Source organism: Caballeronia sp. J97 (assembly GCF_905220305.1).
Taxonomy (GTDB): domain Bacteria; phylum Pseudomonadota; class Gammaproteobacteria; order Burkholderiales; family Burkholderiaceae; genus Caballeronia.
Genome location: NZ_CAJMZL010000013.1, coordinates 156,719 through 183,441, shown reverse-complemented (window position 1 = coordinate 183,441; position 26,723 = coordinate 156,719). Strand labels below are relative to the sequence as shown.

At 64.6% G+C, this 26,723-nt stretch carries 18 protein-coding genes, 1 tRNA gene and 2 riboswitches; of the genes, 6 read left to right on the top strand and 13 right to left on the bottom strand.

Translation table 11 applies throughout. From position 1 onward, the window contains the following. Positions 1-132: 132 nt before the first annotated feature. The 6 genes from U4Y90_RS18660 to U4Y90_RS18635 all read right to left on the bottom strand — a co-directional run bounded on the left by U4Y90_RS18660 (position 133) and on the right by U4Y90_RS18635 (position 8,812). Entirely contained in the window at positions 133-1,521 is a 1,389-nt protein-coding gene (locus U4Y90_RS18660) for an L-serine ammonia-lyase (RefSeq protein ID WP_321796679.1), read from the bottom strand. 21 nt (positions 1,522-1,542) lie between these two features. Beyond that, positions 1,543-2,589, bottom strand: coding sequence for an alginate lyase family protein (locus U4Y90_RS18655; protein WP_321796712.1), 1,047 nt, complete (start codon positions 2,587-2,589; stop codon positions 1,543-1,545). A 182-nt stretch (positions 2,590-2,771) separates the two neighbouring features. After that, on the bottom strand, positions 2,772-5,702 hold the full coding sequence (gene gcvP, locus U4Y90_RS18650; RefSeq protein ID WP_321796678.1) for an aminomethyl-transferring glycine dehydrogenase: 2,931 nt from the start codon (positions 5,700-5,702) through the stop codon (positions 2,772-2,774). A gap of 55 nt (positions 5,703-5,757) precedes the next feature. Further along, positions 5,758-6,138 carry a glycine cleavage system protein GcvH gene (gcvH, locus tag U4Y90_RS18645; RefSeq protein ID WP_321796677.1) on the bottom strand — a complete coding sequence of 127 codons (381 nt, stop codon included), beginning with the start codon at positions 6,136-6,138 and terminating at the stop codon, positions 5,758-5,760. A 61-nt stretch (positions 6,139-6,199) separates the two neighbouring features. Further along, positions 6,200-7,321 (bottom strand): glycine cleavage system aminomethyltransferase GcvT, encoded by a 1,122-nt coding sequence (gene gcvT / locus U4Y90_RS18640; protein WP_321796676.1) that lies wholly within the window; start codon positions 7,319-7,321, stop codon positions 6,200-6,202. Positions 7,322-7,438: 117 nt separating this feature from the next. Then, positions 7,439-7,568, bottom strand: a riboswitch (glycine riboswitch). 11 nt (positions 7,569-7,579) lie between these two features. After that, a riboswitch (glycine riboswitch) is annotated at positions 7,580-7,683 on the bottom strand. A gap of 82 nt (positions 7,684-7,765) precedes the next feature. Then, entirely contained in the window at positions 7,766-8,812 is a 1,047-nt protein-coding gene (locus U4Y90_RS18635) for an oxidoreductase (protein ID WP_321796675.1), read from the bottom strand. 145 nt (positions 8,813-8,957) lie between these two features. Between U4Y90_RS18635 and U4Y90_RS18630 the strand changes: the two genes are divergently transcribed. After that, positions 8,958-11,045, top strand: coding sequence for a UvrD-helicase domain-containing protein (locus U4Y90_RS18630; protein ID WP_321796673.1), 2,088 nt, complete (start codon positions 8,958-8,960; stop codon positions 11,043-11,045). Positions 11,046-11,106: 61 nt separating this feature from the next. On the opposite strand, the gene U4Y90_RS18625 is transcribed toward U4Y90_RS18630, so the two are convergent. Continuing rightward, entirely contained in the window at positions 11,107-11,994 is an 888-nt protein-coding gene (locus tag U4Y90_RS18625) for a c-type cytochrome (RefSeq protein WP_321796672.1), read from the bottom strand. Between the two features lie 308 nt (positions 11,995-12,302). Here U4Y90_RS18625 and U4Y90_RS18620 point away from each other — a divergent pair. Further along, positions 12,303-12,378 (top strand) — tRNA-Arg (locus tag U4Y90_RS18620). Between the two features lie 36 nt (positions 12,379-12,414). Here U4Y90_RS18620 and U4Y90_RS18615 read toward each other — a convergent pair. Further along, positions 12,415-13,425 carry an aromatic ring-hydroxylating dioxygenase subunit alpha gene (locus tag U4Y90_RS18615; RefSeq protein ID WP_321796670.1) on the bottom strand — a complete coding sequence of 337 codons (1,011 nt, stop codon included), beginning with the start codon at positions 13,423-13,425 and terminating at the stop codon, positions 12,415-12,417. A 193-nt stretch (positions 13,426-13,618) separates the two neighbouring features. Between U4Y90_RS18615 and U4Y90_RS18610 the strand changes: the two genes are divergently transcribed. Further along, the gene (locus U4Y90_RS18610) at positions 13,619-14,713 is read left to right on the top strand and encodes a GGDEF domain-containing protein (RefSeq protein WP_321796669.1); all 1,095 of its coding nucleotides are present in this window, start codon (positions 13,619-13,621) and stop codon (positions 14,711-14,713) included. Positions 14,714-15,086: 373 nt separating this feature from the next. Here U4Y90_RS18610 and U4Y90_RS18605 read toward each other — a convergent pair whose 3' ends face one another. From U4Y90_RS18605 to flhF, 3 genes are read right to left on the bottom strand one after another with little or no spacing between them, the layout of a single operon-like run. Further along, positions 15,087-15,818, bottom strand: coding sequence for an RNA polymerase sigma factor FliA (locus U4Y90_RS18605; protein WP_321796668.1), 732 nt, complete (start codon positions 15,816-15,818; stop codon positions 15,087-15,089). Positions 15,819-15,836: 18 nt separating this feature from the next. Then, on the bottom strand, positions 15,837-16,754 hold the full coding sequence (locus U4Y90_RS18600) for a MinD/ParA family protein (RefSeq protein WP_321796667.1): 918 nt from the start codon (positions 16,752-16,754) through the stop codon (positions 15,837-15,839). Then, positions 16,747-18,519 carry a flagellar biosynthesis protein FlhF gene (gene flhF, locus U4Y90_RS18595; protein ID WP_321796666.1) on the bottom strand — a complete coding sequence of 591 codons (1,773 nt, stop codon included), beginning with the start codon at positions 18,517-18,519 and terminating at the stop codon, positions 16,747-16,749. The genes U4Y90_RS18600 and flhF overlap by 8 nt, the downstream gene beginning before the upstream one ends. A 309-nt stretch (positions 18,520-18,828) precedes the next feature. Between flhF and U4Y90_RS18590 the strand changes: the two genes are divergently transcribed. The 3 genes from U4Y90_RS18590 (at position 18,829) to U4Y90_RS18580 (ending at position 21,410) form a co-directional block, all read left to right on the top strand. Continuing rightward, positions 18,829-20,520: a thiamine pyrophosphate-binding protein gene (locus tag U4Y90_RS18590; protein ID WP_321796665.1), complete on the top strand. Its 1,692-nt coding sequence runs from the start codon at positions 18,829-18,831 to the stop codon at positions 20,518-20,520. Positions 20,521-20,598: 78 nt separating this feature from the next. Beyond that, positions 20,599-20,862, top strand: coding sequence for a PepSY domain-containing protein (locus U4Y90_RS18585; protein ID WP_044041758.1), 264 nt, complete (start codon positions 20,599-20,601; stop codon positions 20,860-20,862). A 14-nt stretch (positions 20,863-20,876) separates the two neighbouring features. Further along, positions 20,877-21,410 carry a cytochrome b/b6 domain-containing protein gene (locus U4Y90_RS18580; protein WP_321796661.1) on the top strand — a complete coding sequence of 178 codons (534 nt, stop codon included), beginning with the start codon at positions 20,877-20,879 and terminating at the stop codon, positions 21,408-21,410. 42 nt (positions 21,411-21,452) lie between these two features. On the opposite strand, the gene U4Y90_RS18575 is transcribed toward U4Y90_RS18580, so the two are convergent. Beyond that, positions 21,453-22,601 (bottom strand): branched-chain amino acid ABC transporter substrate-binding protein, encoded by a 1,149-nt coding sequence (locus tag U4Y90_RS18575; RefSeq protein WP_321796660.1) that lies wholly within the window; start codon positions 22,599-22,601, stop codon positions 21,453-21,455. Positions 22,602-22,701: 100 nt separating this feature from the next. Beyond that, complete coding sequence (gene putA / locus U4Y90_RS18570; RefSeq protein WP_321796659.1) at positions 22,702-26,637, bottom strand: trifunctional transcriptional regulator/proline dehydrogenase/L-glutamate gamma-semialdehyde dehydrogenase; 3,936 nt, start codon at positions 26,635-26,637, stop codon at positions 22,702-22,704. Between the last annotated feature and the right edge of the window lie 86 nt (positions 26,638-26,723).

Sequence of the window (26,723 nt, the reverse complement as noted above, 5' to 3'; positions counted from 1 at the left end):
CACCGGTTCGAGATAGCGATCGATAGAATCGTTCTTGTTCTACCGATGCTAACCGCTCCATTCAGCGCCTTGATCGCCATGCACCGAATGTTTCAGTCGTCGTGGCGATGTCTGCGCGAAGGCATCAATCCCTCAACACTCCACGATATTCACCGCCAACCCGCCGCGCGACGTCTCCTTGTACTTCGTCTTCATATCCGCGCCGGTTTCTCTCATGGTCTTGATGACCGAATCGAGCGAAACGTAGTGTGATCCGTCGCCGCGCATCGCCATGCGCGCCGCGTTGACGGCTTTCACCGAACCCATCGCGTTGCGCTCGATGCACGGAATCTGCACCATCCCGCCGACCGGGTCGCAGGTCAGCCCCAGGTTGTGCTCCATGCCGATCTCGGCGGCGTTCTCGACTTGCGCCGGCGTCCCGCCGAGCACCGCGGCCAGCGCGCCCGCCGCCATCGAACAAGCGACGCCGACTTCGCCCTGACACCCCACTTCCGCGCCCGAAATGGACGCATTCATCTTGTACAGAATGCCGATCGCAGCGGCCGTCAGCAGAAAATCGATCACGCCCTGCGTGTTCGATCCCGGCACGAACCGGTCGTAGTAATGCAGCACTGCCGGAATGATCCCTGCCGCCCCGTTGGTCGGCGCCGTGACCACGCGCCCGCCGATCGCGTTCTCCTCGTTCACGGCGATCGCGTAGAGATTGATCCAGTCGATCATCGACAAAGGATCGCGCAATGCCTGCTCCGGCTTGCCCGCCAACGCCTTGTAAAGCTGCGGCGCGCGACGCTTCACCTGGAACGGCCCGGGCAAATGCCCCTCCGCTTCCGGATTGCCGATGCCGCAACCGCGCGCGACGCAGTCCTGCATCACGTCCCAGATGCGCAAGAGTCCGGCGCGAATCTCCTCTTCGCTGCGCCAGACGCGCTCGTTTTCCCACATCAGTTGCGCGATGGATTTGCCCGACTCCGCGCACATCTTCATCAGTTCGTCGCCCGTCTGGAACGGATACGGCAATTGCTCGTGCGCCGTCAGAACCGCCGTGTTCGCCGCGCCCGCCGTCACGACGAAGCCGCCGCCGACCGACAGATACGTCGCCTCACGCAGCAGCGCGCCGCTTGCATCGAAGGCGTAAAGCTTCATGCCGTTCGGATGCTCCGGCAGCGCCTGCCGGTAGAACGCGATGTTCTCCTTGAGCGTGAACGGAATCTTGTGCGCGCCGAGCAGCGCAAGCGTCTTCGATGTCCGCACCTGCTCCAGACGAGGCACGATGCTCGACGCATCGACGGTATCGGGCGCGTCGCCCATCAGGCCGAGCATCACGCCGCGGTCGGTGCCGTGACCCTTGCCCGTCGCGCCGAGCGAACCGTAGAGCTCGCATTTCACCGATGCCGTAGATTCCAGCAGATCGTCGCGCTCGAGCCCCTGCGCGAACATCAACGCCGCGCGCATCGGTCCGACGGTGTGCGAGCTCGAAGGTCCGATGCCGATCTTGAAAAGGTCGAATACGCTGACTGCCATGATGGTTCCTGACTTTGAAAGTTAGCGCGCCGGCAGCGGCAGACACACCGCGAGCCACGCGGGCGGCGTCGGTGCGAGCCGCAGCGCCACCGGCGTGTAGCGGCCGTCAAGCCGCGCCGCCAGATGAAAGAGTTCCGCCGCGTTCTTCGGATCCCATTGACCCGAGAATCCTGGCAAGCCTGCCTCGCGACGCTTGGCGTCGAACGGCACGGAAGACTTCACGAATTCATCGTGCGTCTTCGTGCCGAGCGCATACGGCGTGAGCCAGTTGAGCGCTTCGGCGAGCGTCGCGCCCGACTGCGCGCGCTCGGGCAGCCAGTTGCGGTTGTGCCGCCGCGCGGCGAGCGCCGCCGTCACGAGCGGTTGAAGATCGTAGGTGACGTAGCGCAGCGCGTCGCGTTCGGCGAAGTCGACCGTCGATCCGTCCGGCGCGATGTTGTCGCCGATATGCTCGACGAACAACCGCTGCGCCGCGTTGACGAGCTTGCGGTCATCGATCGTGAACGCGCCCATCGCCACCAGCTTCACGCGATGGCTCTGCCAGTTGTTCCGGTAGTTGCCCGTGAGCGGGCGCGGCTGCTTGTCCATATCGGCGATATAACCGCTCACCATCTTCGTGATGAACGCGTTCGCCGCATTGCGCGTCTTGACCGGCAAGGCGCTCGCCGTGAGGTCGTACGCGAGGATCAGCGACTCGAAATTCGTTTCGTCGATCGGATTGAAGCTCGGCTGATAGGTCGTCGTCCACGCGAACAGGAAACGGTCGACGAGGCGCAGATAGCGCTCGTCGCCGGTCGCGCGCCATGCGAGCGCGGCGTCGCGCATCAGGCCGAGGTCCTTCTCCGCTTCGACGCTCTCGTCGTAGATGCCTTCGTGCGGCAGCGTGCCTTCGGTGTGCAGCCTCGCGCGCGGCTTCGGCTGATCGTTCACGTGCGATTGCACCATCTTCACGAGCGCCTTCACGCCGGGATCGGCGTTGGTGCGCTCGCTCGTCTGCATCGCGGGCGCGGCGCAGAAATTCATCGCGGCCTGCGCGGGCGATGCAGCGATCGACATCGCCCCGAGCATCGCCAGCGCCACGCACGCGCGGTACGTCCCTTTCACCTCTCGCACCTTGAGCGCCATGTGAACTCCCTGTTTTGGCTTTTTGGTCCGGGGTGAGATGTTAGCTGTTCTGGAACGTGCCGCAAAACCGCCCGACGAAGCTTTACGTTTTCGGGCGGCCCTCTCTCAGGTTCCTGCTCGGCGTCTTACTCGTCCGCGTATTCCGACACCGGCACGCACGAGCACATCAGGTTGCGATCGCCGTAAGCGTTGTCCGCGCGGCCCACCGGCGACCAGTACTTGCGCGCCACCAGCGACTTCACCGGATATGCCGCCGCTTCGCGCGTGTACGCGTGCGCCCAGTCGTCCGATGCGACGACAGCCGCCGTATGCGGCGCGTGCTTCAGCACGTTGTCCTCGCGGTCCGCGCGGCCTTCTTCCACTGCGCGGATTTCCTCGCGGATCGCGATCATCGCGTCGATGAAGCGGTCGAGTTCCTCCTTCGATTCCGATTCCGTCGGCTCGACCATCAGCGTGCCGGGAACCGGGAAGCTCATCGTCGGCGCGTGGAAGCCGTAGTCGATCAGGCGCTTCGCGACGTCTTCCACCGAGATGCCGCTCGATTCCTTGATCGGACGGACGTCGAGAATGCATTCATGCGCGACGAGGCCGCCCGCGCCGCTGTACAGCACCGGAAAGTGCGGCGCGAGGCGCTTCGCGACATAGTTCGCCGCGAGAATCGCGCTTTCGGTGGCGGCCGTGAGACCTTGCGCGCCCATCATCGCGATGTACATCCACGAGATCGGCAGGATCGCGGCCGAGCCGTACGGCGCCGACGACACCGCGCCGATGCCCGCTTCGTCGCGCTTGTAACCGGTCGACGCCTGATTCGGCAGGAACTTCGCCAGATGCGCGCCGACCGCGACCGGGCCGACGCCCGGCCCGCCGCCGCCGTGCGGAATGCAGAAGGTCTTGTGCAGATTCAGATGCGACACGTCGCCGCCGAACTGGCCGGGCGCGCAGAGACCGACCATCGCGTTCATGTTCGCGCCGTCGACATACACCTGACCGCCGTGCGAATGCACGATGTCGCAGATTTCGCGGACGTTGCGCTCGAACACGCCGTGCGTCGACGGGTACGTGATCATGATCGCCGCGAGATTCGCCGAGTGCTTGCCGGCTTTCGCCTTCAGATCTTCGATATCGACGTTGCCGTTCGCATCGCACGCGACGACGACGACCTGCATGCCCGCCATCTGTGCTGACGCCGGATTCGTGCCGTGCGCGGATGCCGGAATCAGACACACGTTGCGATGCCCTTCGCCGCGCGACTCGTGATACGCGTGAATGATCAGCAGGCCCGCGTACTCGCCCTGCGAGCCGGCATTCGGCTGCAGCGACACGGCCGCATAGCCCGTGCAGGCGACGAGCATCTGTTCGAGCTGATCGATCATCGTGCGATAGCCGACCGTCTGCTCGGCGGGCGCGAACGGATGAATCTGCGCGAACTCGGGCCACGTGACCGGCAGCATTTCGGATGTCGCGTTGAGCTTCATCGTGCACGAGCCGAGCGGGATCATCGTGCGGTCGAGCGCGAGGTCCTTGTCGGCGAGGCTGCGCAGGTAGCGCAGCATTTCGTGTTCCGAGTGGTGGCGATTGAAAACCGGATGCGTCAGGTAATCGCTCGTCCGGTGCAGTTCCGCCGGAAGCGAATCGGGGGCGGCCTGATCGAGCGCGTCGATATCGAACGTTTCGGTCTTGCCCGCCACTTCGGCGAACAGCGCGAAGAGCTTGAGCAAGTCGTCGCGCGTGGTGGTTTCATCGAGCGACACGCCCACCTGGCTCGCGCTCACGTGGCGCAGATTGATATGCGCGGCGTAAGCGGCCTGATGCAGCGCGGTCGTGCTCGCGCCGCTGTCGACGGTGACGGTGTCGAAGAAGCTGTCGTTGGCGATCGCATAGCCGAGCTTCTTCAGGCCCGCCGCGAACACCGACGCCACGCGGTTCACACGCAGCGCGATCGTCTTCAGGCCGCGCGGGCCGTGATACACCGCGTACATGCTCGCCATGATGGCGAGCAACGCCTGCGCCGTGCAGACATTCGACGTCGCCTTCTCGCGACGGATGTGCTGTTCGCGCGTTTGCAGCGCGAGACGCAGCGCGGAATGGCCTTGCGCGTCGACGGTCACGCCGACGAGACGGCCCGGCATCTGGCGCTTGAATTCATCGCGCACGGCCATGTAGGCCGCGTGCGGACCGCCGAAGCCGATCGGCACGCCGAACCGCTGCGTATTGCCGATCGCGACGTCCGCGCCCCACTCGCCCGGCGGCGTGATGAGCGTCAGCGCGAGCAGATCCGCCGCCGCGACGACGTGGCCGCCCGCCGCATGGATCGCCTCGGCCAGCGCGCGATAGTCGCGCACATCGCCGTTCGCGCCCGGATATTGCAGCAGCACGCCGAACGCGTTTGCATTCGCGGCATCGGCGGCAGGACCGACCTTCACCTCGATGCCCGCCGGCTTCGCGCGCGTCTGCACGACTTCGATGGTTTGCGGCAGCACGTCATCGGCGACATAGAAGACGTTCGACTTCGGCTTGCCGACGCGTTGCAGGAGCGTCATCGCTTCGGCGGCGGCGGTGGCTTCGTCGAGCAGCGACGCGTTCGCCATCGCGAGGCCCGTCAGGTCCATCACCATCTGCTGGAAATTGAGCAGCGCTTCGAGACGCCCTTGCGAAATCTCCGGCTGATACGGCGTGTAAGCCGTGTACCACGCCGGATTTTCGAGCACGTTGCGCAGGATCACCGCCGGCGTGTGCGTGCCGTAGTAACCCTGGCCGATATAGGTTCGAAACACCAGGTTCTCGTCCGCCAGCTTGCGCAGCGACGCGAGCGCTTCCGCCTCGCTCTTCGGCTGCGTGAACGCGCCGAGCGGCAGCGTTTCCTTGCGGCGGATCGATTCAGGAATCACCGCGTCGATGAAAGCCGCGCGCGACGCGAAACCGAGCGCGTCGAGCATCGCGCGCTGGTCCGCCTCATCGGGGCCGATGTGCCGCTCGGCGAATGCGTCGTGGCATTCGAGCGCGGCGAGTGACAGGGAGGTGCGGTTCATCAGGCGATCCGGGTGTTCGAGCTTCATGTGAATTCCTGCGATGCGGCTCGCTTGAAGGAGCCGCCATCGTCATTGAGATAGGTTATTCGCCGATCGACTTGCCGTAGCCTTCGGCGTCGAGCAGCTTGTCGAGACCGGCGTCGCCCGCCGGCTTGATCTTGAAGAGCCAGCTTTCGTACGGCGCGCCGTTGACCTGATCGGGCGACGACGTCAGCGCGTCGTTCGCCGCGACGATCTCGCCCGAGACCGGCGCGTAGATATCGGATGCGGCCTTCACCGATTCGATCACCGCGATCGCGTCGCCCGCCGCGACGGTCTTGCCCGCCGCGGGCAGTTCGACGAAGACGATGTCGCCGAGCGCTTCCTGCGCGTGATCGGTGATGCCGACGGTCAGCGTGCCATCGGATTCGGTGCGGACCCATTCGTGCGATTCGGTGTATTTCAGATCGGCCGGGATGCTCATTGGATGCTCCTTCGTGGTTCTTTCGTGAGGTTCTTGATCGGAGGGAACGGGCGCGACGGCTTCACAAAGCCACTAAAACCTTGCCGTTGCGCACGAACGGAAGTTTTACCACGCGCGCCGGAAGTTGCTTGTCGCGGATGACGACCTGCACCGTGTCCCCGACGGCAACGGCCGTCGGCACGCGCGCGAACGCGATCGATTCCTGCATCGACGGAGAAAACGTGCCGCTCGTGATCTCGCCGTCGCCGTGTTCCGTGACGACCTTCTGATGCGCGCGCAGCACGCCGCCCGCCTTGCCGTTTTCCTTGATGAGCACGAGCCCGACGAAGTTCGCCTTCGAGCCGTGCGCCTCCAGCGCGCTGCGGCCGACGAAATCGCGTTCCGCCTTCAGATCGACGGTCCACGCGAGGCCGGCGTCGAGCGGCGAGACCGTTTCGTCCATGTCCTGACCGTAGAGGTTCATGCCGGCCTCCAGCCGCAGCGTGTCGCGCGCGCCGAGTCCGGCAGGCTTCACGCCCGCGTCGCGCAATGCGTTCCACAGCGCTTCGACGTGCGTCGCCGGGACGACGATCTCGAAGCCGTCCTCGCCGGTGTAGCCGGTGCGCGCGAGCATCAGCTCGCCATAGTGTGTGGACGGGAAAACGACTGCGTTGAAGGGTTTGATGTCCTGAGTCTGCGCGCGCGTGTCGGGCAGCACTTGCCAGGTCTTTTCGCGCGCGTTCGGGCCCTGCACGGCGATGATCGCGAGATCGCGGCGCGGCGTAATGGCGAGATTGAATTCGCCTTCGGCATTCAACTGCCCGAACCAGGCGATGTCCTTTTCGGCCGTGCCCGCGTTCACGACAACGCGAAAGCTCGTTTCGGAGAAGTAGTAGACGATCAGATCGTCGATCACGCCGCCGTCGCCGTTGAGCAGGCACGAGTAGAGCGCCTTGCCGGGCGTCGTGAGCTTGTCGACGTTGTTGGCGATCGCGTACTTGAAGAATTCGCGGACAGCTTCGCCCTCGAAATCGACGACGCGCATGTGCGACACGTCGAACATGCCGGCGTCGGTGCGCACCGCGCGGTGTTCGTCGATCTGCGAACCGTAGTTGACGGGCATGTCCCAGCCGCCGAAATCGACCATGCGCGCATTGAGCGCGAGGTGAGCAGCGTGCAAGGGCGTGTGTTGAAGAGAAGTCATCGGGGCCTCGGTTCGCAGAACAAAAAAGGCCACGCAGCGCACAATTCGCCTGCCGAATGCGCCTTTCGTGCTGCCGGAAGCAGCGCGCAAGGCCCATGCCGCGTAGCGGTTGCGATGCGTGACCCCTCTGTCCTCGGTACCTGAGAGATTGCGCGAACCTCAGCGTGACTGACGGTTCATCGCGCGCCCCTTCGGTGGGCAACTGGCTTCATCGATGAAGCCGCTGCCGCTCTCCAGAGTGCGAGGAAATTGCTTTCCTCGACGCCGTCGGTCCTTTTGCCTGAGAGTTTGCGGGTATGCCCCTTCGGCGGCGCGGCCATGCTGAAGACAACAGCGGCCACGCGCTCTCCCGACGCGTGCGGCAGAATTTACGCGACCGAATTGGGGTTGTCAAACGGATTCGGGTACGGCTGATGGACAGCGCACGAGAACGCTGAACCGTGTTCAGCCGATGCGCCGGAACGCCACCCGCCGCCCTTCCTTCTCGCTCTCTATCGCCAGTTCGATGACCGTCATCGTATCGACCGCGTCCTGCGGGGACACCGGAAACGGCTTGCCATCCAGAATGGATGCCGCCAGCGCCCGGTAAAACTCGACATACGCGCCGTCCTTCGTGGCGAATTCGTGACGCAGATCGAGGTCGCCATCGACTTCGCGCAGCACGCCCGGCGGATTCTTCGCGAATTCCGGATTGCCCGGCCGCATGCCGGAACGCAACTGATCTTCCTGCGTATCGAGCCCGTACTTCACATAACTGCCCCGCGTGCCGTGGATCGCGAAACGCGGCGGCTCCAGCGCCGCAAGCGCGCTCGCATGCAGGATCACTTCCTTGTCGTCGTAGCCGAGCACGAGATGCACGTAATCCGGCGCGTGCGCGTGATCGCGATGCGCTTTCACGAACGCCGTCACCGTCTGCGGCGCGCCGAAAAGCGTCAGCGCCTGATCGATCAGATGCGGCCCCAAATCGAAAAGCAGGCCGCCGCCGCGCTCCGCTTCCTCGCGCCAGCGTTGCGGCACTTTGGGACGGAACCGGTCGAAATGCGATTCGTAATGCGTGACGCGCCCGAGCCGCCCGCTTTCGATGAGCGCGCGCACCGTCATGAAATCGCCGTCCCAGCGGCGGTTGTGGAACGGCGCGAACACTAGCCCGCGTTGCGCGGCGAGATCGGCGAGCGTGCGGGCATCGCGCGCGGACAGCGTAACCGGCTTGTCGACGACCACGTGCTTGCCCGCTGACAACGCCCGATGCGCGAGATCGAAGTGCGTGTCGTTCGGCGTCGCGACGACGACGCATTCGAGCTCGTCGACGGCGAGCAAGGCGTCGAGATCCGCGACGATCCGTGCGTTCGGATAATCGGCCTGCGCGCGCTCGGCCTGGCTCGTCGCGATCGCGGTCACTTCGGCGCGGCCGCAGTGCTCGATGACGGGCGCGTGAAACGTCGCGCCCGCGAGTCCGTAGCCCATTACGCCGACTTTCAGTGCTGTTTCCATGCGGGCATCGTCCTGTTGGGAAATCGATCGGATATTGTGGCACGAACGAGGGCCGGAACCGCGCCGCGACGATCGTGTTAACATCGCGCTCTCCTCCGCGCGCGGGTTTCAGCTAAGCGCGCCCCAACTCCAAAAGCCCAAAACGATGTCCGCAGGTCTGAACGCCGCGCAAAGCGAAGCCGTGCGCTATCTCGATGGTCCCTGTCTCGTGCTCGCCGGTGCGGGCAGCGGCAAGACGCGCGTGATCACGCAGAAGATCGCCCATCTGATCGAAGGGCGCGGCTTCGAGCCGAAGCACATCGCCGCGCTCACCTTCACGAACAAGGCCGCGCTCGAAATGCGCGAGCGCACGGCGAAGCTCCTCGAAGGCAAGACGCTCACGACGCCCGGCAAGGAAGGCCGCAAGATCCCCGTCAATCAGTTGACGATCTGCACGTTCCATTCGCTCGGCGTGCAGATCATGCGCCAGGAAGCGGAGCATGTCGGGCTCAAGCCGCAGTTCTCGATCATGGATGCCGACGATTGCTTCGGCATGGTGCAGGAGCAACTCGGCACGACGGACAAGGGCTTGATCCGGAAGATCCAGTCGATCATCTCGCTGTGGAAAAATGCGATGGTGTCGCCCGATCAGGCGTCCGTGCTCGCGAGCAACGAAGACGAGCATCAGGCGGCGATCGTCTATCGCAGCTATGCGGCGACGCTGCACGCGTACCAGGCGCTCGATTTCGACGATCTGATCCTGCGGCCCGCGCAGCTTTTCGCGCAGAACGAACAGGTGCGCGACAAGTGGCAGAACCGTCTGCGTTATCTGTTGATCGACGAGTACCAGGACACGAACGCGTGCCAGTACGAGCTGGTGAAGCTGCTGGCCGGCCCGCGCGCGGCATTCACAGCCGTGGGCGACGACGACCAGGCGATTTATGGCTGGCGCGGCGCGACCATCGAAAATCTCGCGCAGCTCGGCAAGGATTTCCCGAGGCTGCACGTCATCAAGCTGGAGCAGAACTATCGCTCGACGGTGCGCATTCTGACGGCGGCGAACAACGTCATCGCGAACAATCCGAAGCTGTTCGAGAAGAAGCTGTGGTCCGAGCACGGCATGGGCGACACGATCACCGTCACCGGCTGCAACGACGAAGAGCACGAGGCGGAATCCGTCGTGTTCCGGCTGTCGGCGCACAAGTTCGAGCGGCGCACGCAGTTTCGCGATTACGCGATTCTCTATCGCGGCAACTTTCAGGCGCGCATCTTCGAACAGGTGTTGAGACGCGAGCGCATTCCTTATGTGCTGTCCGGCGGACAGTCGTTCTTCGATAAAGCCGAGATCAAGGACCTCATCGCGTATCTGCGTCTGATCGCGAATCCCGACGACGATCCCGCGTTCATCCGCGCAATCACGACTCCTCGGCGCGGTGTCGGCAATACGACGCTCGAAGCGCTCGGCGCGTTCGCCGGCGCGGCGAAGGTGTCGCTGTTCGAGGCGGTGTTCATGGGCGGCATCGAGGCGCGGCTGTCGGCGCGGCAGGTCGAGCCGTTGCGCACGTTCTGCGAATGGATTCGCCGCCTGTCGGACCGCGCCGCGCGCGATCCCGCGACTGAAGTCCTCGACGACATGATGGAAGCCATCCACTACGAGTCGTATCTCTACGATGCGTACGACGAGCGGCAGGCCCAGTCCAAATGGCAAAACGTGCTCGAGTTTCTCGAATGGCTGAAGCGCAAGGGCACGAAACCCGATGCCGCGCCCGGAACGGAACAGACCGGCTTCGACACCGCCGACGGTTTCGCCGATGAAGGCAAGAACCTGCTTGGCCTGATCCAGACTGTCGCGCTGATGTCGATGCTCGAGGGCAAGGAGGAAGATCCGGACGCGGTGCGTTTATCCACGGTGCATGCGTCGAAGGGGCTGGAGTATCCGCACGTGTTTCTGGTGGGCGTGGAGGAAGGCATCATGCCGCATCGCGGCGGCTCGGACGATGACGCGCCGGTCGACGATTCACGTATCGAGGAAGAGCGTCGGCTGATGTATGTCGCGATCACGCGCGCGCAGCGCAGTCTGCATCTGAACTGGTGCAAGAAGAGAAAGCGCGCGCGGGAGACGGTGGTGTGCGAGCCGTCGCGGTTCATCCCCGAGATGCTGCTCGACGATGCGCCCCCGCCGACGGCCGAAGAAGCGCCCTTGTCGCCGAAGGATCGCATGGCGATGCTCAAGGCGATGTTGCAGAAGGGTTGACGCGTTTCGGCATCGCCATTGAAAAACCCCGCTCGCGCGGGGTTTTTTGCGTCTGGCCGGCTTACTTCGCCGCGTTCGCCATGTAATCGACGGCGGCCTTGACATCCGCATCCGATGCGTTGGATCCACCCTTCGGCGGCATCGCGCCCTTGCCCTTGAGTGCGTAGTTGTAGACCGTGTCCATCGGCTCCTTCAGGCGCGGCGCCCATGCGGCCTTGTCGCCGAACTTCGGCGCGCCGAGCACGCCCGCCGCGTGACACGCCTGACACACCTGCTCGTAGAGCGCCTTGCCGGCCTGAGCGGCATCGGCGCTTTGCGCGCCCGCTGCCGGCGCAGCAGCCTGCGGCACGGATGCGAGCGCCGCGACGGCTGCTGCGGCCTGAGCGTTTTCGTTCGCGCTTGCACCGGCGGGAGCGGCGGCCGGAGCGGCCGCGCTGGCAGCCGAGCCCGGCGCGGGTTGCGCAGGTTCCGCGAGCTTGCCGCCGCTGCCGTTTGCCATATAGACGACCGCGCGGGCGATTTCGAAGTCGCTGTAATCGTCGGGGCTGGTGCCGCCGCGTGCGGGCATGGCGCCCTTGCCGTTGAGCGCGTTATGCAGCAGCGTGTCGTAGCCTTCGCCGATGCGCGGTGCCCACGCGCCGGCATCGCCGAATTTGGGCGCGCCCGCGGTGCCCGCCGCGTGACAGGCGGAGCACACGGCCTTGAAGACTTCCTCGCCGGTCTTGTAGACGCGCGGCGCGTTGGCGTCGCGGACATCGACCTGCGCGGCGGGCGCGATGCGCTCCTTCACCGACTGTTCGATGTCCGTGCCCGCGCCGGTGCGCGTGGAATTGTTCACGTACACCGCGAGCAGAATGATGATGGCGACCGGGATGCCGAATCCCGCGATGACCGCGGCGATGAGTTGGCCGGGTGTTTTGATCGGGGCTCCGTGGGGTGCTTCGCTCATGCTTGTCTCGTCTCCCGTTTTTTGGTGTGAGTCGGTTCAGTGACAGCGTGACAGCCAGGGCATTGCGCTAAGGCGCCTTCGGGAAAGGCACGGTCGATTATAGACGGAACGCTTAACTGACGGCGCGAGGTGGCCGGCGCGGTGGAACGGGCGTTTACCCGAATCGTGTGATGCTTCGTGACGCTTTCCGCGCAGGACTCGCAGGCTCGCTCGATGGACGACGTAACGGAAAACAGGTATCCTCTCGGATTCGCATGGGCCTTGCAGCCGTCTTTCGGCGTATTTTCCTTCGCAAGCCCTTCTCAGATGCGCCCGTAGCTCAATGGATAGAGTACTGCCCTCCGAAGGCAGGGGTTGCTGGTTCGATCCCAGCCGGGCGCGCCAAGAATTTTCACTCGGTGCAGTTTGGCGGCGGCGGTCCTATCGCCACTCGCCATCGCTGTGCGATGTCACCGTGCCATATCCAAACCCCATCCCCGCCAGCCACCGCCTGTAAGCCACCGCCATCCGGTCGCACCGCTGATGCAACTCCGCATCGAGATCGAGCGGCAAATGTCGAGGCCACTGTGACTCCACAATCGGCGTGTCCTGCATCAGGATCTCCATATTGAAGTCGTAAAGCTGCTGATCGGAGTGGGTCGAATCATCCTCGTGAATGGAAACGAGCCACGCGCGCGTCTCCGTCTGCGTCACCGGCGACGCCGCCAGCATGATATGCAGCGCGCCCTGCCCGCCCGACGCCATCTTCGTCAACGTTGCGATCAACGGCCGCTTCACGCGATACACGTAGTCGATCATCGCGCCGCCGCCCTGCCCCGGCATCCCGGCGGGCTGCCAGTATCGACATTGACGTGCCTCCAGCCCGGCATCGTTCGCGACGACTTCGTAATCCGGCACTTCCGTATGCGTCTGCTCGCCCAGAATGCCCTCGTGCACGAACGAAAAGTGCGCCATATCCAGAAAATTCTCGACGACACGCGGCGCGGATGACTTCACCGTCTGCGGCGCGAGATTGATGCGCCTGCCACCGGGAATCGCGGCCTCGGGAAAGAAATCGAGCGCATGAGCGGGCTCGCCGAAGCACATCCAGATAACGCCGTATTTCTCTTCGCAAATGAAAGTCGTCGCGCAGGCGCGCTTCGAAGGGCGCAGCGACGGATTCGACGGAATCCGCAAACACTGCCCTTCGATGTCGTAACGCCAGCCATGATACGGACACACGATCTGGTCGCGCATCACATGCCCGAGCGACAACTGCGCGCCCCGATGCGGACAGTAATCACGCCATGCGTGCGCCGCGCCGATGCTGTCGCGCCACACGACGATCCGCTCATCGGCGACGACAAAACCACGCGCGCCGCCTTCGGGCACGTCCTCGCTATTGCAAACCGGCAGCCATTCGCCAGCCAGAGAAACAGATTCGTCGCGCATCACGGTGAATCAGAAATAGAAGTTCGAAAGCCGTTCTTACACGAATCACAGCGTCTTCGCAAAACGTTGCAAAATAGCGTTCGCTCGCTTCGGTGCAACTCGATGCAATGCCCTGCCACCGATGCCAGGCGAACGGGCCGCATGACATAAGACCAAGAGACCACAGCAAGAAATCACCATCCAGGGGTTCAGTATGGAGCAGGCGCATCAACCGGCACGCCGGACCTATGCCTTTGCATGGTCCGGGCACCGGAATCCCGAACGCGAGCAGGCCACGCTGCGCGTCTGGATGGGAGCGGCGGTTCTGCTGGCCTATGGCACGTTCGCATGGTTTCATCCGTCGCACGATGTCGCGCTGCTCACGCGCGTGATTGCGCTGTACGTGTGTTACGGCGCGTTTTCGCTCCTTGTCGTCAGCCGCATGAGTGCGCCGTCCGTTGCGCGGCTCACCGTCACGACCATCGCGGACCAGTCGATTCTCGGGCTCGCGCTCGCCGCCGGCGGCGCAACCGCACTGCCGATGCTCTGGGTGATGTTCTGGTTTCTCATCGGCTCGGGATGCCGCTACGGCAAGCAAACGCTCGCGGTCTCGTGCTCGACGGCGCTCATCGTCGTCCTCGCTCTTGGAACCTGGCAGCCATGGTGGCGCGCGAATCTGCCCGCCGCGATCGGGCTCGGGCTGAGCGTGCTGGCGGCATCGGTGTATCTGAGCGTGCTCGTCGATCGTCTCGGCAGCGCGAATCGTGATCTCGCGCGCCAGGCTTCCACCGATCCGCTCACGGGCTTATCCAATCGCTACGCGCTGGAGAACATCGTCAATCGCGCGATGGCCGCGCCCGCAGCAGGCGGCGACAACGCCACCGCACTCCTGCTGATCGACCTCGACGGCTTCAAGGAAGTCAACGACACCTACGGCCACGCCGTCGGCGACATGCTCCTGCAGTCCTTCGCGCAACAACTCGCGAGGCGCATGCGCAAATCGGACACCATCGCGCGTCTGGGCGGCGACGAGTTCGTCGTGCTCGCGCATCAGGTGCGCGACCGGGCGGCGGTGCTCTTGGTGGCCGACGGCATTCACTCGGTACTGGGCGCGCTGACATCGGTGCAGGAGCGGCCGGTGTCGGTGTCGGCGAGCATCGGCGCATGCCTGCTTCCCGGCGCGACCACCACGCGTCAGGCCGACATGACCGCCGTGCTGCGCGCCGCCGACCGCGCGATGTATCGGGCGAAAAGTCTGGGGCAGGGCAAGACGGTGTTTGCGGAGCCTCGGGATTTCGAATTGCATTGATGCCGGCTTGCTCTCGCGCTCAGATTTCGACTTCAACAAAATAAGACAACGAAAGGCTTCCTCGCGCTCGTTTGCCTGTACGGTCACCGGTCGCACGTCGCCGCGCTTATGGCAACTTCTGTTCAACATGAAGAGGTGGCAAACGTGACCGAAATGGAACTCGGGGAAAACACCGCCCTTACGTGCAAGAAATATGACTCGCTCTGGGTAAAACGGGTCGGGCCCATCAACCAGATGATGAAGGTTGCGGACGGTTCACGTTGCTGAACGATTCGCTGAGCTGAGCACCGGCTGCCGCTAAAAAGCAAAGCGCGCGAGTCGGATACCGAACCCCGCGCGCTTGCCTGTCTTGAGTGAACAACGGGAGGCGTCGTCAGGCCTCGACGCTCGTCCACGCCTGCTCACGCAGCTTCGCGCGCAGACGCGCGACCGCCTGGCTGTGCAACTGGCACACGCGCGATTCGCTCACTTCCATTACCGCGCCGATCTCGCGCAGGTTCAGGCCGCGTTCGTAGTAGAGGCTCATCAGCAGCTTCTCGCGTTCGGGCAGCTTGTCGATGGCTTCGATCAGCGCGCCGCGCAGGCTATCGTCGAGCAGCGCCGAAAGCGGGTCCGAACGATCGACGCAATAGCGGTCGAGGAACGGCTCGTCGTCGGCGGAGCGATCGAAGTCTTCGTAGTAGATCAACTGGCTGCCGTGCAAGTCCTGCAGCATCGACTGATACTCGGGCAGCGGCATGTTCATGTGCTCGGCGATTTCCGTCTCGCTCGCCGAGCGGCCGAGGTTCTGCTCGACCTTGTGCACCGCCGATTCCACTTCGCGCGACGTCTTGCGCATGCTGCGCGGCAGCCAGTCGTTGGCGCGCAGCTCGTCAAGCATCGCGCCGCGAATGCGCTGGCTCGCGTAGGTCTCGAACTGCGCGCCTTGATCTTCCTTGTAGCGGCTCGCCGCATCCAGGAGGCCGATCATGCCGGCCTGAATCAGATCGTCGAGATCGACGCTCGCCGGCATCTTGGCGACGAGCTGAAGCCCCAGCCGGCGAACGAGCGGTGCATATTTCGTCAGCACGTCCGACTGTGAGAGTTTGCCTTGGGCGTTATACATCTTGGTCACCTATGTTGATCACATCGACGCCGTGCTGCTCATTGCGAAGTCGTGAAGCGCAGCCGCACGATGCGACGCCTCCCGCGCGCCCTGTACAGAGTCGCTAACCGGAATTCGCGCGTCTGCCTGTCCGACCGCCGCGCGCACATAGGGCGCGGGACGCATCGGCCAGTGCAGGAGCTCCGCCGCGATCGCGCGGTAGTCGCGCGCCGCGGCCGTGGCCGGGAACGCTTCGACTGCGCAGCGTGAGAGTTCCTTTGCCCGAGTGACGCGCGCATCCTCGGACACATACCCTGCCTGCACGAGCGACACGGCCAGATACCGGCTCGCGACCCCCGACAGGTTGTCGAACGCGACCGCCGCGTCGGCCGGGTTCTGCACGTGATTGACGAGCACGCGGAACTGGCCGATCGCATGGGCGTAGTGCAGACGCTTCATGCACGCATACGCCTCGGTGATCGCCGACGCGGCCACCCGCGTCACGATGAGAAAGTCATGCGCCTGCGCCGCGAGCGTCGACAGTGCGCCGTGGCGATCGAGTTGCGCATCGATCAGCACGATGTCCGCGGGGCCGTCGAGCAACGCGCGGCATTGACCGGCATCGTGAACGATGCGTTCGTCGCGCGGCGCTGCGATCAGCGAGAAGCCGAACGGCGTGCGCTCGACGGCATCGCCGAGCATGCGGCGGCCCGACATCACCGCGGCGAGCGCGCCCGCGCCTTCGATGCCCGCGAGGCGGCTCACCGATTCCGCGTTCCGATGCTCGTCGATGACGAGCACATCCTTGCCGTGCACGGACAGCGCCGCGCCGAGATTCACCACCGCCGACGTGCATCCGATGCCCGCCGGACCGCCTGCGACCGCCACCACGCGCGAACCGGCGCGCGTGAGGAGCCGTCGCAGACCTTCCGCCTGATCGAGCACGAACTTATCCAAAGTGCACCCCATGCAGTTCGGTCGTCGCGCGCGCGGACAATGCGGAGAGCAGCGCCGGCACTTCTTCGTCCTGCGGCACGAACGGCGAGTTGTCGCGCGGAATGCAGAACGCGCTCTTGATGAGAAAACGCTTGGTCGCGACGTACAGGTTCTCCGGCACCTTCTGGCCCGTCGACACGTAGTGCACGGGCAGCTTGTAGCGGATGACCGTATCGAGCACGCCGCCGAGATTGGTCGCTTCGTCGAGCTTGGTCAGGATGCAGCCCGCGAGCGGCGGCTGATCCGCGGCGCTCTTGTAGGCCTGTACGACTTCGTTGAGCGTGTCGCCGTGGCTCGTCGCGTTGAGCAGCAGGATGCGCTGCACCGGATGGCCCGCGCCGCACAGCATCGCGATCTGATCCGACACCATGCGATCGCGCTGGCTCATGCCGATCGTGTCGATCAGCACGATATGTTTGTTGCGCAACTCCGAGAGCGCGAGCTGCAGGTCGGCGGCGTCCTTCACCGCGTGAACCGACACGCCGAGAATCTTGCCGAAGATGCGCAGTTGCTCGTGCGCGCCGATACGGTAGCTGTCGGTCGTGAGCAGCGCGACCTTGCTGGCGCCGAAACGCATCACGCAGCGCGCCGCGAGCTTCGCCGTCGTGGTCGTCTTGCCGACGCCTGTCGGGCCCATCAGTGCGAACACGCCGCCGCGCTCCATCAGCGCGTCTTCGCTGTCCATCACCGGGATATTCGATTCGAGCACTTGCTGCACCCACTCGAGCGCGCCTTCGACGCTTTCCATCTCCGGCATGTTGTCCACCATCATGCGGACGAGCTGCGCGGAGAAACCGGCGGCGAAAAGACGCTTGGTCAGCAGGCCGCCCGTCGGATTGCGGCGCTGGCGCTCGCCCCACAGAAGGCCGGAAAAGTGCTCTTCCATCATCGAACGCATCGACGAGAGCTCGTTCATCACCGTTTCGTTGACGACCTGCTCCATGCGCGCGCGGATCGATTCAGTGACGACGGCCGCCGCGTTCGCGGGCAAACCTTCGAAGGCGCCTTCCGGCGCGGCCGGCGCGGCGTTCGCTGCCGGCGCATCGGCGTGCGGCGCGCCGGCGTTGATCTTCTGCGCGGCGCGGCGCGCGGCGACTTGCGCGGCTTCGCGCGCCCAGTCGGGTGTCGCGACCTTCTGTTCGACGGGTACTTCGGCGCGCTTCGCTTGCTGGTGCATCGCGTACTTGCCCGATTCGGGCGTCTTCCCGGCGCGCGCTTCCTGCGCCGCGACCGGAACCGGCACGCCCATGCCGCGTGCGATCGCGGCCGATGCCGTCAGAGGACGGTTCGACGGCATCGATGCCTGTTGCGCGATGCGCTTCGCATGCTCGATCAGCCACGGATTCGAGTCGGCCATCGTGCGCGGCGCTTCGTCGTCTGCCCGAGCTTCCGGCTCGGCGTGGAATTCATCGTCGGCGTCGGTGTTCGCGCCGAAGACCGACGAAAACACGTCGCCGCTCGCGTAGGGATTCGCGGCGGACTGCTTCGCGGGCAGCGCGGCAGCGGCAGCGGCCAGCGCGGCGCGCGACGTGCCTGCCGAGCGCTCGGCCTGCTCCTTCGCGGCGGGCGAGATCGACGCGATATCGCTGTCCGCGACACCGACGATCTCGACGGAGCCGTCGTCCAGCGTGCGATTGGACAACACCACTGCATCGGGGCCAAGCGTTTCACGAACCTGGCGCAGTGCGTCGCGGCTGTTCGCGCCGATGAATTTACGAATGTTCAAACTTGCCCCCGATGAGGTGTGACTGCGATCTTTGCAAGGCGGAGCCACCGGGCCTTCGGCCGTGTCCGCTTTTCAGTGAGGCCATTATTGCGAACTTCGTCTTTTGTCCATCGCTGGATAAACGGTGAGAAAAAGGGGTATTTCGGCTGATGGAAATGCGCGGCCCGGCGCGAGCGAGCGCGTCCGCCGGAAAAAGATTCCGCTTCGCACGACTCCGCGCGCGTGCGCGAGGGCGTAAGCTCTAGGGCGATTCGCCCAAGAGCGGCGCGCATCCCGGCTGCGCCGGACAATCAAAGGAGATCTCTTCGCATGGCGTCCGCAGTCTCTTCCTCACAGGATCAAACCACCGGCGCGCGACTCGTCGTCGATGCGCTCGTTCATCACGGCGTCGAGCGCGTGTTCTGCGTGCCCGGCGAGAGCTTTCTCGCCGTGCTCGATTCCCTGCACGACGAAACCTCGCAGATCCAGACGATCGTCTGCCGCCATGAGGCGGGCGCGGCGAACATGGCCGAGGCGGTCGGCAAGCTGACGGGCAAACCGGGCATCGCGATCGTGACGCGCGGGCCGGGCGCGACCCATGCGTCGATCGGCGTGCATACGGCATTTCAGGATTCCACGCCGATGATCCTGCTCATCGGCCAGTGCGCGCGGGATCACATGGATCGTGAGGCGTTTCAGGAAATCGACTATCGGCGCATGTTCGGGCAGATGGCGAAGTGGGTCGCGCAGATCGACGATCCGCGCCGCGTGCCTGAATATATGAGTCACGCATTTCACACGGCGACGTCGGGCCGCCCGGGTCCGGTCGTGCTGGCGCTGCCGGAGGACATGCTCACCGAAGCGGTCGACGCCGCACCGCCCGCGCCGCGTTATCAGCGCGTGGCGGCATCGCCCTCGGCGGCGCAGATCGAGCGCTTGCGCGAGTTGCTCGCCCACGCGAAAAAGCCGTTCGTGATCGCGGGCGGCAGCGGCTGGACGACCGAGGCAACGCAGGACTTCGCGCGCTTCGTCGAGCAATGGAAGCTGCCGGCGGGCTGCGCGTTCCGCTATCAGGACACGCTCTCCAACGAGCATCCGAACTATGCGGGCGATGTCGGTCTCGGCATCAATCCGGCGCTGGCCGCGCGCGTGCGCGATGCCGACGTGCTCTTCGTGCTCGGCCCGCGCATGGGCGAATCGACGACGGGCGGCTACACGCTGCTCGACATCCCGAAGACGAAGCAGACGCTCATCCACGTGCATCAGGGCGCGGAGGAACTCGGGCGCGTGTACAGCGCGGATCTGCCGATCGTCTCGGGCATGCCGGAGATCGCGTCGATGCTCGCCGCGCTTCAGCCGCCGTCGAACATCGCGTGGAACGGCGAGGCCGAAGCCGCGCACGCCGCGTATCTGGAATGGCGCAAGCCGCGCCCGATGCTGGGGGACGTACAGCTCGGCGAGATCATGCGTCAGCTCGCAGAGACGATTCCGGCCGACTCGATTCTCACCAACGGCGCGGGCAATTACGCGACGTGGCTGCATCGGCACTATTCATATCGGCATTTCCGGTCGCAATGCGCGCCGACGAGCGGTGCGATGGGCTACGGCGTGCCCGCCGCGATCGCCGCGAAGTCGCTGTATCCGGAGCGCACGGTGATTGCGTTCGCCGGCGACGGCTGCTTCATGATGTCGAGCCAGGAAATCGCCACGGCGATGCAATATGGGTTGGCGGTGATTTTCATCGTCGTGAACAACGCGCAATACGGGACGATCCGCATGCATCAGGAGCGGCATTATCCGAATCGCGTGCACGGAACGGGACTCACGAATCCGGACTTCGCGGCGTTTGCGCGCGCGTTCGGGGCGCACGGCGAACTGGTCGAAACCACGGACCAGTTCATGCCCGCGTTCGAGCGCGCGCGGAATTCCGGTTTGCCCGCGATCATCGAGATCCGCATTCCGCAGGATCAAAGCACGCCGGGCGCGACACTCGAACAAATTCGCCAGCAAGGCAAGCGTTGACGGACAAACTTTCAACACGCTTGCAGCGCGCTCCCGGTGGCAGTAGAGTAGCCAGTTCAAAAACACCGGGAGTTAGCGATGCTTAAGATTCTGGCTTTGTCGTTGGCGTTGGGTTTTTCGGGCGCGGCGTTCGCGAAGGCGGACTGCACGGCGCATCCGAAGAGCGAGTGGATGAAGGAATCGGATGCCAAGGCGCAACTCGAGGCGCAGGGCTACAAGATCCGCAAGTTCAAGGTCGACGGCAATTGCTACGAGATCTACGGCCATGACAAGAATGGCAAGAAGGTCGAGATCTATTACGACACGAAAACGCTGGCTGTCGTGAAATCGGAAGTCGAGTAAGCGTCGATGTGTCGATGACGACGCCCGTGAAAGTCTGGGATATCTGGGTTCGGCTCACGCATTGGGCCGTCGCGGGCATCGTGTTGTGGAATCTGTTCGGGCCGACGGATTCCACGCATCGGCTGCTCGGGTATGTCGCGGCGGGGCTCGTGGTCGCGCGTATCGTGTGGGGTTTCGCCGGGTCGCGTCATGCGCGGTTTGCGGCGTGGTGGCCTACGCGGTCGCATCTCTTTGAATATCTGGCGTCGCTTGCGAAGGGCAAGCCGATGCATCACGTGTCACATAATCCGCTCGGCGGATTGATGGCGCTTTTTCTCTGGTTCCTGATTCTCGCGCTCGCGGTGTCGGGGTGGATCATGCGGCTCGATGCTTTCTGGGGCGAGGACTGGCCGCAGGAGATTCATGCGTGGCTGGCGATTGCCGTCGAGGTTTGCGTGTGCGTGCATGTCGCGGCGGCCGTGCTGATGAGTTTCTGGACGCGGGAGAATTTGATTCGGGCGATGTTGACGGGGAATAAACGCGACGCCAAAAACAAAAAAGCCTCGTGACCTGAATCACGAGGCTTTCCATCGACTCAGAGCAAAAAGCCCTTACTTCCCACCCACGCTCTGCAACGTCGTCCACTTCCCGCCGACGACCTTATACAGCGTGATCCCGCCGTTCTTCAGATCGCCCTTCGAGTCGTACGACAGGTGCTTCGCCGTCACGCCCTGCATGTCGGTCTTCGCGAGGAACGGCAGGTACTTCGCCGGGTCCGTCGAGTTCGCCGCCTTCATCGCGTTGAACATGGCCATCGCGCCGTCATAGGCGTACGGCGAGTAGGTCTGCACGTCTTCGTTGAAGCGCTTCTTGTACTTCGCCGAGTAATCCGCGCCGCCAGGCATTTCGTCCATCGGCAGGCCGGCGAGCGATGCCACCGTGCCGTCGGACGCGTCGCCCGCGATCTTCAGGAACGTGTCGGTCTTCACCATTTCGCCCGCCATCAGCGGCGCGCGGAAGCCGAGCGTCTTCATCTGCTTGACCATCGGGCCGGCTTGCGAATCAGCGCCGCCGTAGTACACGAGGTCCGGGTTCGTCGACTTGATCTTCGTCAGAATCGCCTTGAAGTCCACGGCCTTGTCGTTCGTGAATTCACGGTCGACGATCGTGCCGCCCGCGGCCTTCGCCGCCTTCTCGAACTGGTCGGCGAGACCCTGGCCGTAGGCCGTGCGGTCATCGACGATCGCGATCTTCTTGACCTTCAGGTTCTTCACCGCGAATTCACCCGCGACCGAGCCTTGCTGCGTGTCGGAGGTCATCATGCGGAAGGCCGTCTTGAAGCCTTGCGTCGTGTACTCGGGCGCCGTCGCCATCGCGATTTCGGGAATGCCCGCGTTCGCGTAGATGCGCGATGCCGGGATCGTCGTGCCCGAATTGAAGTGGCCGAGCATGCCCTTGATGCCATCGTCGACGAGGCGCTGCGCGACGGTCGTGCCCGTGCGCGGGTCGGCCTGATCGTCCGCCGAGTTCAGCACGATGCGAACCGGCTTGCCGCCGATCATCGGCTTCGTGGCGTTGAAATCTTCGACGGCGAGCGTGATGCCGTTTTGCATGTCCTTGCCGTAGTGCGCCTGCGCACCGGTCAACGGACCGGCATAACCGACCTTCACGTCCTCGACTTGCTGTGCAACTGCGGTCCCCGCGAGCGACAGGCCGGCGAGCGTCATGGCTGCTGCCAGCTTGGTCATCGTGTGCTTCATAGCTTCTCCTGGTTCCAGTGTGGATGGCAGCTTGTGCCGGGATCGCCGTGCCTGCTGCCGCTTGTTTGAATTCGCTTGAATCGAGCGCTCGAGGGGTGCCTCAACCGATCGTCATCAAATTCGCATTGCCGCCCGCCGCCGCCGTGTTCACGCTCACCGAGCGTTCCGTCAGCAGACGTTCGAGCGCGTAGTCTTCGCCGTCGTGGCCAGCGTCGGCGAACGCTCCCGCAGCCACGCCCTGCACCGATACGATCGGGCCCGGGCGCTTCGCGACTTCCTTCACGAGCGACAGCAGCTCGTCGCTGTCGCCTTCGAACAAGACCGCGTCGAAGTCGGCGGCTGCATCGCCGGCCTTCTTCACGAACGCGAAAGGCTTGAGCGATGCCGGCAGCGACGCCGTCAGTTGCTCGCCCGCCGAGCCCGAGAACAACGCCTTGTTGCCCGTCGCGAGCACGGCCGCGAGTTGCGCACGCGCGCCGCTCGCCGTCGCCGCCACGCACAGCACCGTGCCGCGCGCCCCGAGCGTATAGGTGTTGCGCTCGCCGGTCGGACCGTTCAGCACCGTCGTCGCACCCGCCATCACGTGCTGCAGATAACCATCGCAGCGCGCGGCCGTCTGCGGATCGCGTTCGCCGATCGCCCAGTCGCGCAATGCGGTCAGCGCCGCGGTGGGCGTGTCCTTCGACGCGACCTGATCGACCACGAGCGTGCTCGCGAGCGATTTCGGCAAGCCGGTCGGGCGTTTCGCCAGCAAGCGCTGCAAATACAATGCGCCGCCCGCCTTCGGACCCGTGCCCGACAGGCCTTCGCCGCCGAACGGCTGCACGCCGACCACCGCGCCGATCACATTCCGGTTCACATAAATGTTGCCGACGTGCGCCCGCGCGATCACATGCGCGATGGTTTCGTCGATACGCGTATGGATGCCGAGCGTGAGGCCGTAACCCGTCGAGCGAATTTGGTCGAGGAGTTTATCAAGGTTCGAACGGCGGTATCGCACCACATGCAGCACCGGGCCGAACACCTCGCGCTTGAGTTCGTCGATGCTGTCGAGCTCGATCAGCGTCGGCGGCACGAAGGTGCCTTGCGCGCAGTTGTCGGGCAGCGGCAGTTGCGTGACATTGCGGCCCTTGTCGCGCATCCCGGCGATATGCGCGTCGATGCCGCGCTTCGCGTCCGCGTCGATCACGGGGCCGACGTCCGTCGACAGGCGATCCGGATTGCCGACCGCGAGCTGGTTCATCGCGCCGGTGAGCATTTCGAGCGTGCGATCGGCGACATCGTCCTGCAGGCACAGCACGCGCAGCGCCGAGCAGCGCTGTCCGGCCGAATCGAACGACGACTGCAGCACGTCCGCGACCACTTGCTCCGCCAGCGCCGACGAATCGACGATCATCGCGTTTTGCCCGCCGGTCTCGGCGATCAGCGGAATCGGGCGGCCGTCCGGATCGAGGCGTTCGGAGAGCGTCTTGTTGATGAGGCGCGCGACTTCCGTCGAGCCGGTGAACATGACGGCGCGCGTGCGCGGATCGGCGACCAGCGCCGCGCCCACGGTCTCGCCATTGCCCGGCAGCAATTGCACTGCGCCCGCGGGCACGCCCGCTTCGCGCAGAAGGCGCACGGCTTGCGCGGCGATCAGCGGCGTTTGTTCCGCGGGCTTCGCGAGCACCGGATTGCCTGCCGCGAGCGCGGCGGCGACCTGACCCATGAAAATCGCGAGCGGGAAATTCCACGGGCTGATGCACACGACCGGACCGAGCGGGCGATGCGTATCGTTCGAGAACTCCGCGCGAATCTGCGACGCGTAATAACGCAGGAAATCGATGGCCTCGCGAATTTCCGCAATGGCGTTCGGCAGCGACTTGCCCGCTTCGCGCACGACGAGGCCCATCAGCGTGTGCATCTGCGCTTCGAGCAGGTCGGCGGCGCGCGCGAGGCAATCGGCGCGGTCTTCGACGGGCGTCGCCTGCCAGATCGGCGCGGCTGCGACCGCGTTGGCGATCGCGGCGCTCACCTGCTCCGGCGACGCTTCCACGACCGTGCCGACGAGATCGCGCAAGTCCGACGGATTGCGCACGTCGCGTGGGGGTCCATTGGCGATGTCGCCGCCTTCGAGCATCGGCTCCGCGCGCCACGAATGATTCGCGCTCGCCAGCAACGCCGACGACAGCGACGCCAGGCGATGTTCGTTCGAGAGGTCGAGCCCCATCGAATTCGAGCGCTCGTTTCCGTAGAGCTGGCGCGGCAGCGCAATCTTCGCGTGCGGCGCGCCGAGCGGCGTGATGGCTTGCGCTTCGTCGATCGGATCGCGCACGAGCTCCTTCACCGGAATCGACTCGTCGGCGATGCGGTTCACGAACGACGTGTTCGCGCCATTTTCCAGCAGACGGCGCACGAGATACGCGAGCAGCGTTTCATGCGTGCCGACCGGCGCATACACGCGGCACGGACGATTCAGCTTGTCGCGGCCGGTGACTTCTTCGTAGAGCGGCTCGCCCATGCCGTGCAGGCACTGGAACTCGTACTGGCCCGGATAGTAGTTCTGCCCCGCGAGGTGATAGATCGCCGAGAGCGTGAACGCGTTGTGCGTCGCGAATTGCGGATAAACGGCATCCGGCGCGCCGAGCAGCTTCTTCGCGCACGCCAGATACGAGATGTCCGTATAGATCTTGCGCGTATAGACCGGATAGCCTTCGAGGCCGTCGACCTGAGCGCGCTTGATTTCCGTGTCCCAGTACGCGCCCTTCACGAGGCGAATCATCAAACGATGACGGCTGCGGCGCGCGAGATCGATCAGGTAGTCGATCACGAACGGGCAGCGCTTCTGGTAACCCTGCACCACGAAGCCGATGCCGTTCCAGCCGGCAAGCTCGGGATCGAAGCACAGCGCTTCGAGCAGATCGAGCGAGATTTCGAGGCGATCGGCTTCTTCCGCGTCGATGTTCAAGCCAATGTCATAGCGGCGCGCCAGTTGCGCGAGCGAACGCACGCGCGGCAGCAGCTCGTTCATCGTGCGTTCCTGTTGCGCGCGCGAGTAACGCGGATGCAGCGCGGAAAGCTTGATCGAGATGCCCGGGCCTTCGTAAATGCCGCGTCCGCCGGCAGCCTTGCCGATCGCGTGGATCGCCTGCTCGTAGGACGCGTAGTAGCGCTGCGCATCTTCTTCCGTCGTCGCGGCTTCGCCGAGCATGTCGTAGGAGTAGCGGAAACCGCGCGCCTCGTACTTGCGACTGTTCGCGAGCGCCTCGGAAATCGTCTCGCCAGTCACGAACTGCTCGCCCATCAGGCGCATCGCCATGTCGACGCCCTTGCGGATCAGCGGCTCGCCGCCACGGCCGATCAGTCGCGTCAACGCCGACGACAAGCCCGCTTCGCTGTTCGTCGTCACGAGCTTGCCCGTGATCATCAGGCCCCACGTCGCCGCGTTCACGAACAGCGACGGCGCCTGGCCCATGTGCGATTTCCAGTCGCCCTTGCTGATCTTGTCGCGGATCAGCGCGTCGCGCGTCGCGCGGTCGGGAATGCGCAGGAGCGCTTCGGCGAGGCACATCAGCGCGACGCCTTCCTGGCTCGACAGCGAGAATTCGTGAATCAGGCCTTCGACCCCGCCGCCCGAGCTTTTCGCGCGCAGCGCTTCGACGAGGCGGGTGGCGAGCTTTTCGGTATCGGCGGCGACATTCGGAGAAAGACGCGCCTGGCCGATCAGGAATGGCACGCACTCCGGCTCCGGCCGGCGATACGCCGCCGTGATCGCCGCGCGCAACACGGATTGCGGCTGCACGTTCTGCGCGAAATCGAGGAAGGGATGCGGCACGCCGTCTTCATCGCCGTCGACGGGCGCGGCATCGGTCATTTCGGACGAACCGTTCGCGCCAGACAATTCGGGCGGAAGCTGGCCGTGCTCGATGCGCTCCAGATAGGCGAAGATCGCCTGCTTGATCAGCCAGTGGGGAGTGCGCTCGAGACGCGTCGCGGCGTCTTTGAGCCGGGAACGCAGCAGATCGTCGACTTTGACGCCTAGGGTTGTGCTCGCCATATTTCCTTCGTTTGCCGGTCGTGCTCAGCCGGCCAGAGACGTAAAAAGTTGGCGAATCGTACTCCGCTGATATAAAAGGTGCAACC

What these genes read in the sequence shown, in the direction of transcription:
- U4Y90_RS18660 (WP_321796679.1), bottom strand. Translation starts at nt 1,521, where the DNA reads ATGGCAGTCAGCGTATTCGACCTTTTCAAGATCGGCATCGGACCTTCG.
- U4Y90_RS18655 (WP_321796712.1), bottom strand. Translation starts at nt 2,589, where the DNA reads ATGCTCGGGGCGATGTCGATCGCTGCATCGCCCGCGCAGGCCGCGATG.
- gcvP (WP_321796678.1), bottom strand. Translation starts at nt 5,702, where the DNA reads ATGAAGCTCGAACACCCGGATCGCCTGATGAACCGCACCTCCCTGTCA.
- gcvH (WP_321796677.1), bottom strand. Translation starts at nt 6,138, where the DNA reads ATGAGCATCCCGGCCGATCTGAAATACACCGAATCGCACGAATGGGTC.
- gcvT (WP_321796676.1), bottom strand. Translation starts at nt 7,321, where the DNA reads ATGACTTCTCTTCAACACACGCCCTTGCACGCTGCTCACCTCGCGCTC.
- U4Y90_RS18635 (WP_321796675.1), bottom strand. Translation starts at nt 8,812, where the DNA reads ATGGAAACAGCACTGAAAGTCGGCGTAATGGGCTACGGACTCGCGGGC.
- U4Y90_RS18630 (WP_321796673.1), top strand. Translation starts at nt 8,958, where the DNA reads ATGTCCGCAGGTCTGAACGCCGCGCAAAGCGAAGCCGTGCGCTATCTC.
- U4Y90_RS18625 (WP_321796672.1), bottom strand. Translation starts at nt 11,994, where the DNA reads ATGAGCGAAGCACCCCACGGAGCCCCGATCAAAACACCCGGCCAACTC.
- U4Y90_RS18615 (WP_321796670.1), bottom strand. Translation starts at nt 13,425, where the DNA reads ATGCGCGACGAATCTGTTTCTCTGGCTGGCGAATGGCTGCCGGTTTGC.
- U4Y90_RS18610 (WP_321796669.1), top strand. Translation starts at nt 13,619, where the DNA reads ATGGAGCAGGCGCATCAACCGGCACGCCGGACCTATGCCTTTGCATGG.
- U4Y90_RS18605 (WP_321796668.1), bottom strand. Translation starts at nt 15,818, where the DNA reads ATGTATAACGCCCAAGGCAAACTCTCACAGTCGGACGTGCTGACGAAA.
- U4Y90_RS18590 (WP_321796665.1), top strand. Translation starts at nt 18,829, where the DNA reads ATGGCGTCCGCAGTCTCTTCCTCACAGGATCAAACCACCGGCGCGCGA.
- U4Y90_RS18585 (WP_044041758.1), top strand. Translation starts at nt 20,599, where the DNA reads ATGCTTAAGATTCTGGCTTTGTCGTTGGCGTTGGGTTTTTCGGGCGCG.
- U4Y90_RS18580 (WP_321796661.1), top strand. Translation starts at nt 20,877, where the DNA reads ATGACGACGCCCGTGAAAGTCTGGGATATCTGGGTTCGGCTCACGCAT.
- U4Y90_RS18575 (WP_321796660.1), bottom strand. Translation starts at nt 22,601, where the DNA reads ATGAAGCACACGATGACCAAGCTGGCAGCAGCCATGACGCTCGCCGGC.
- putA (WP_321796659.1), bottom strand. Translation starts at nt 26,637, where the DNA reads ATGGCGAGCACAACCCTAGGCGTCAAAGTCGACGATCTGCTGCGTTCC.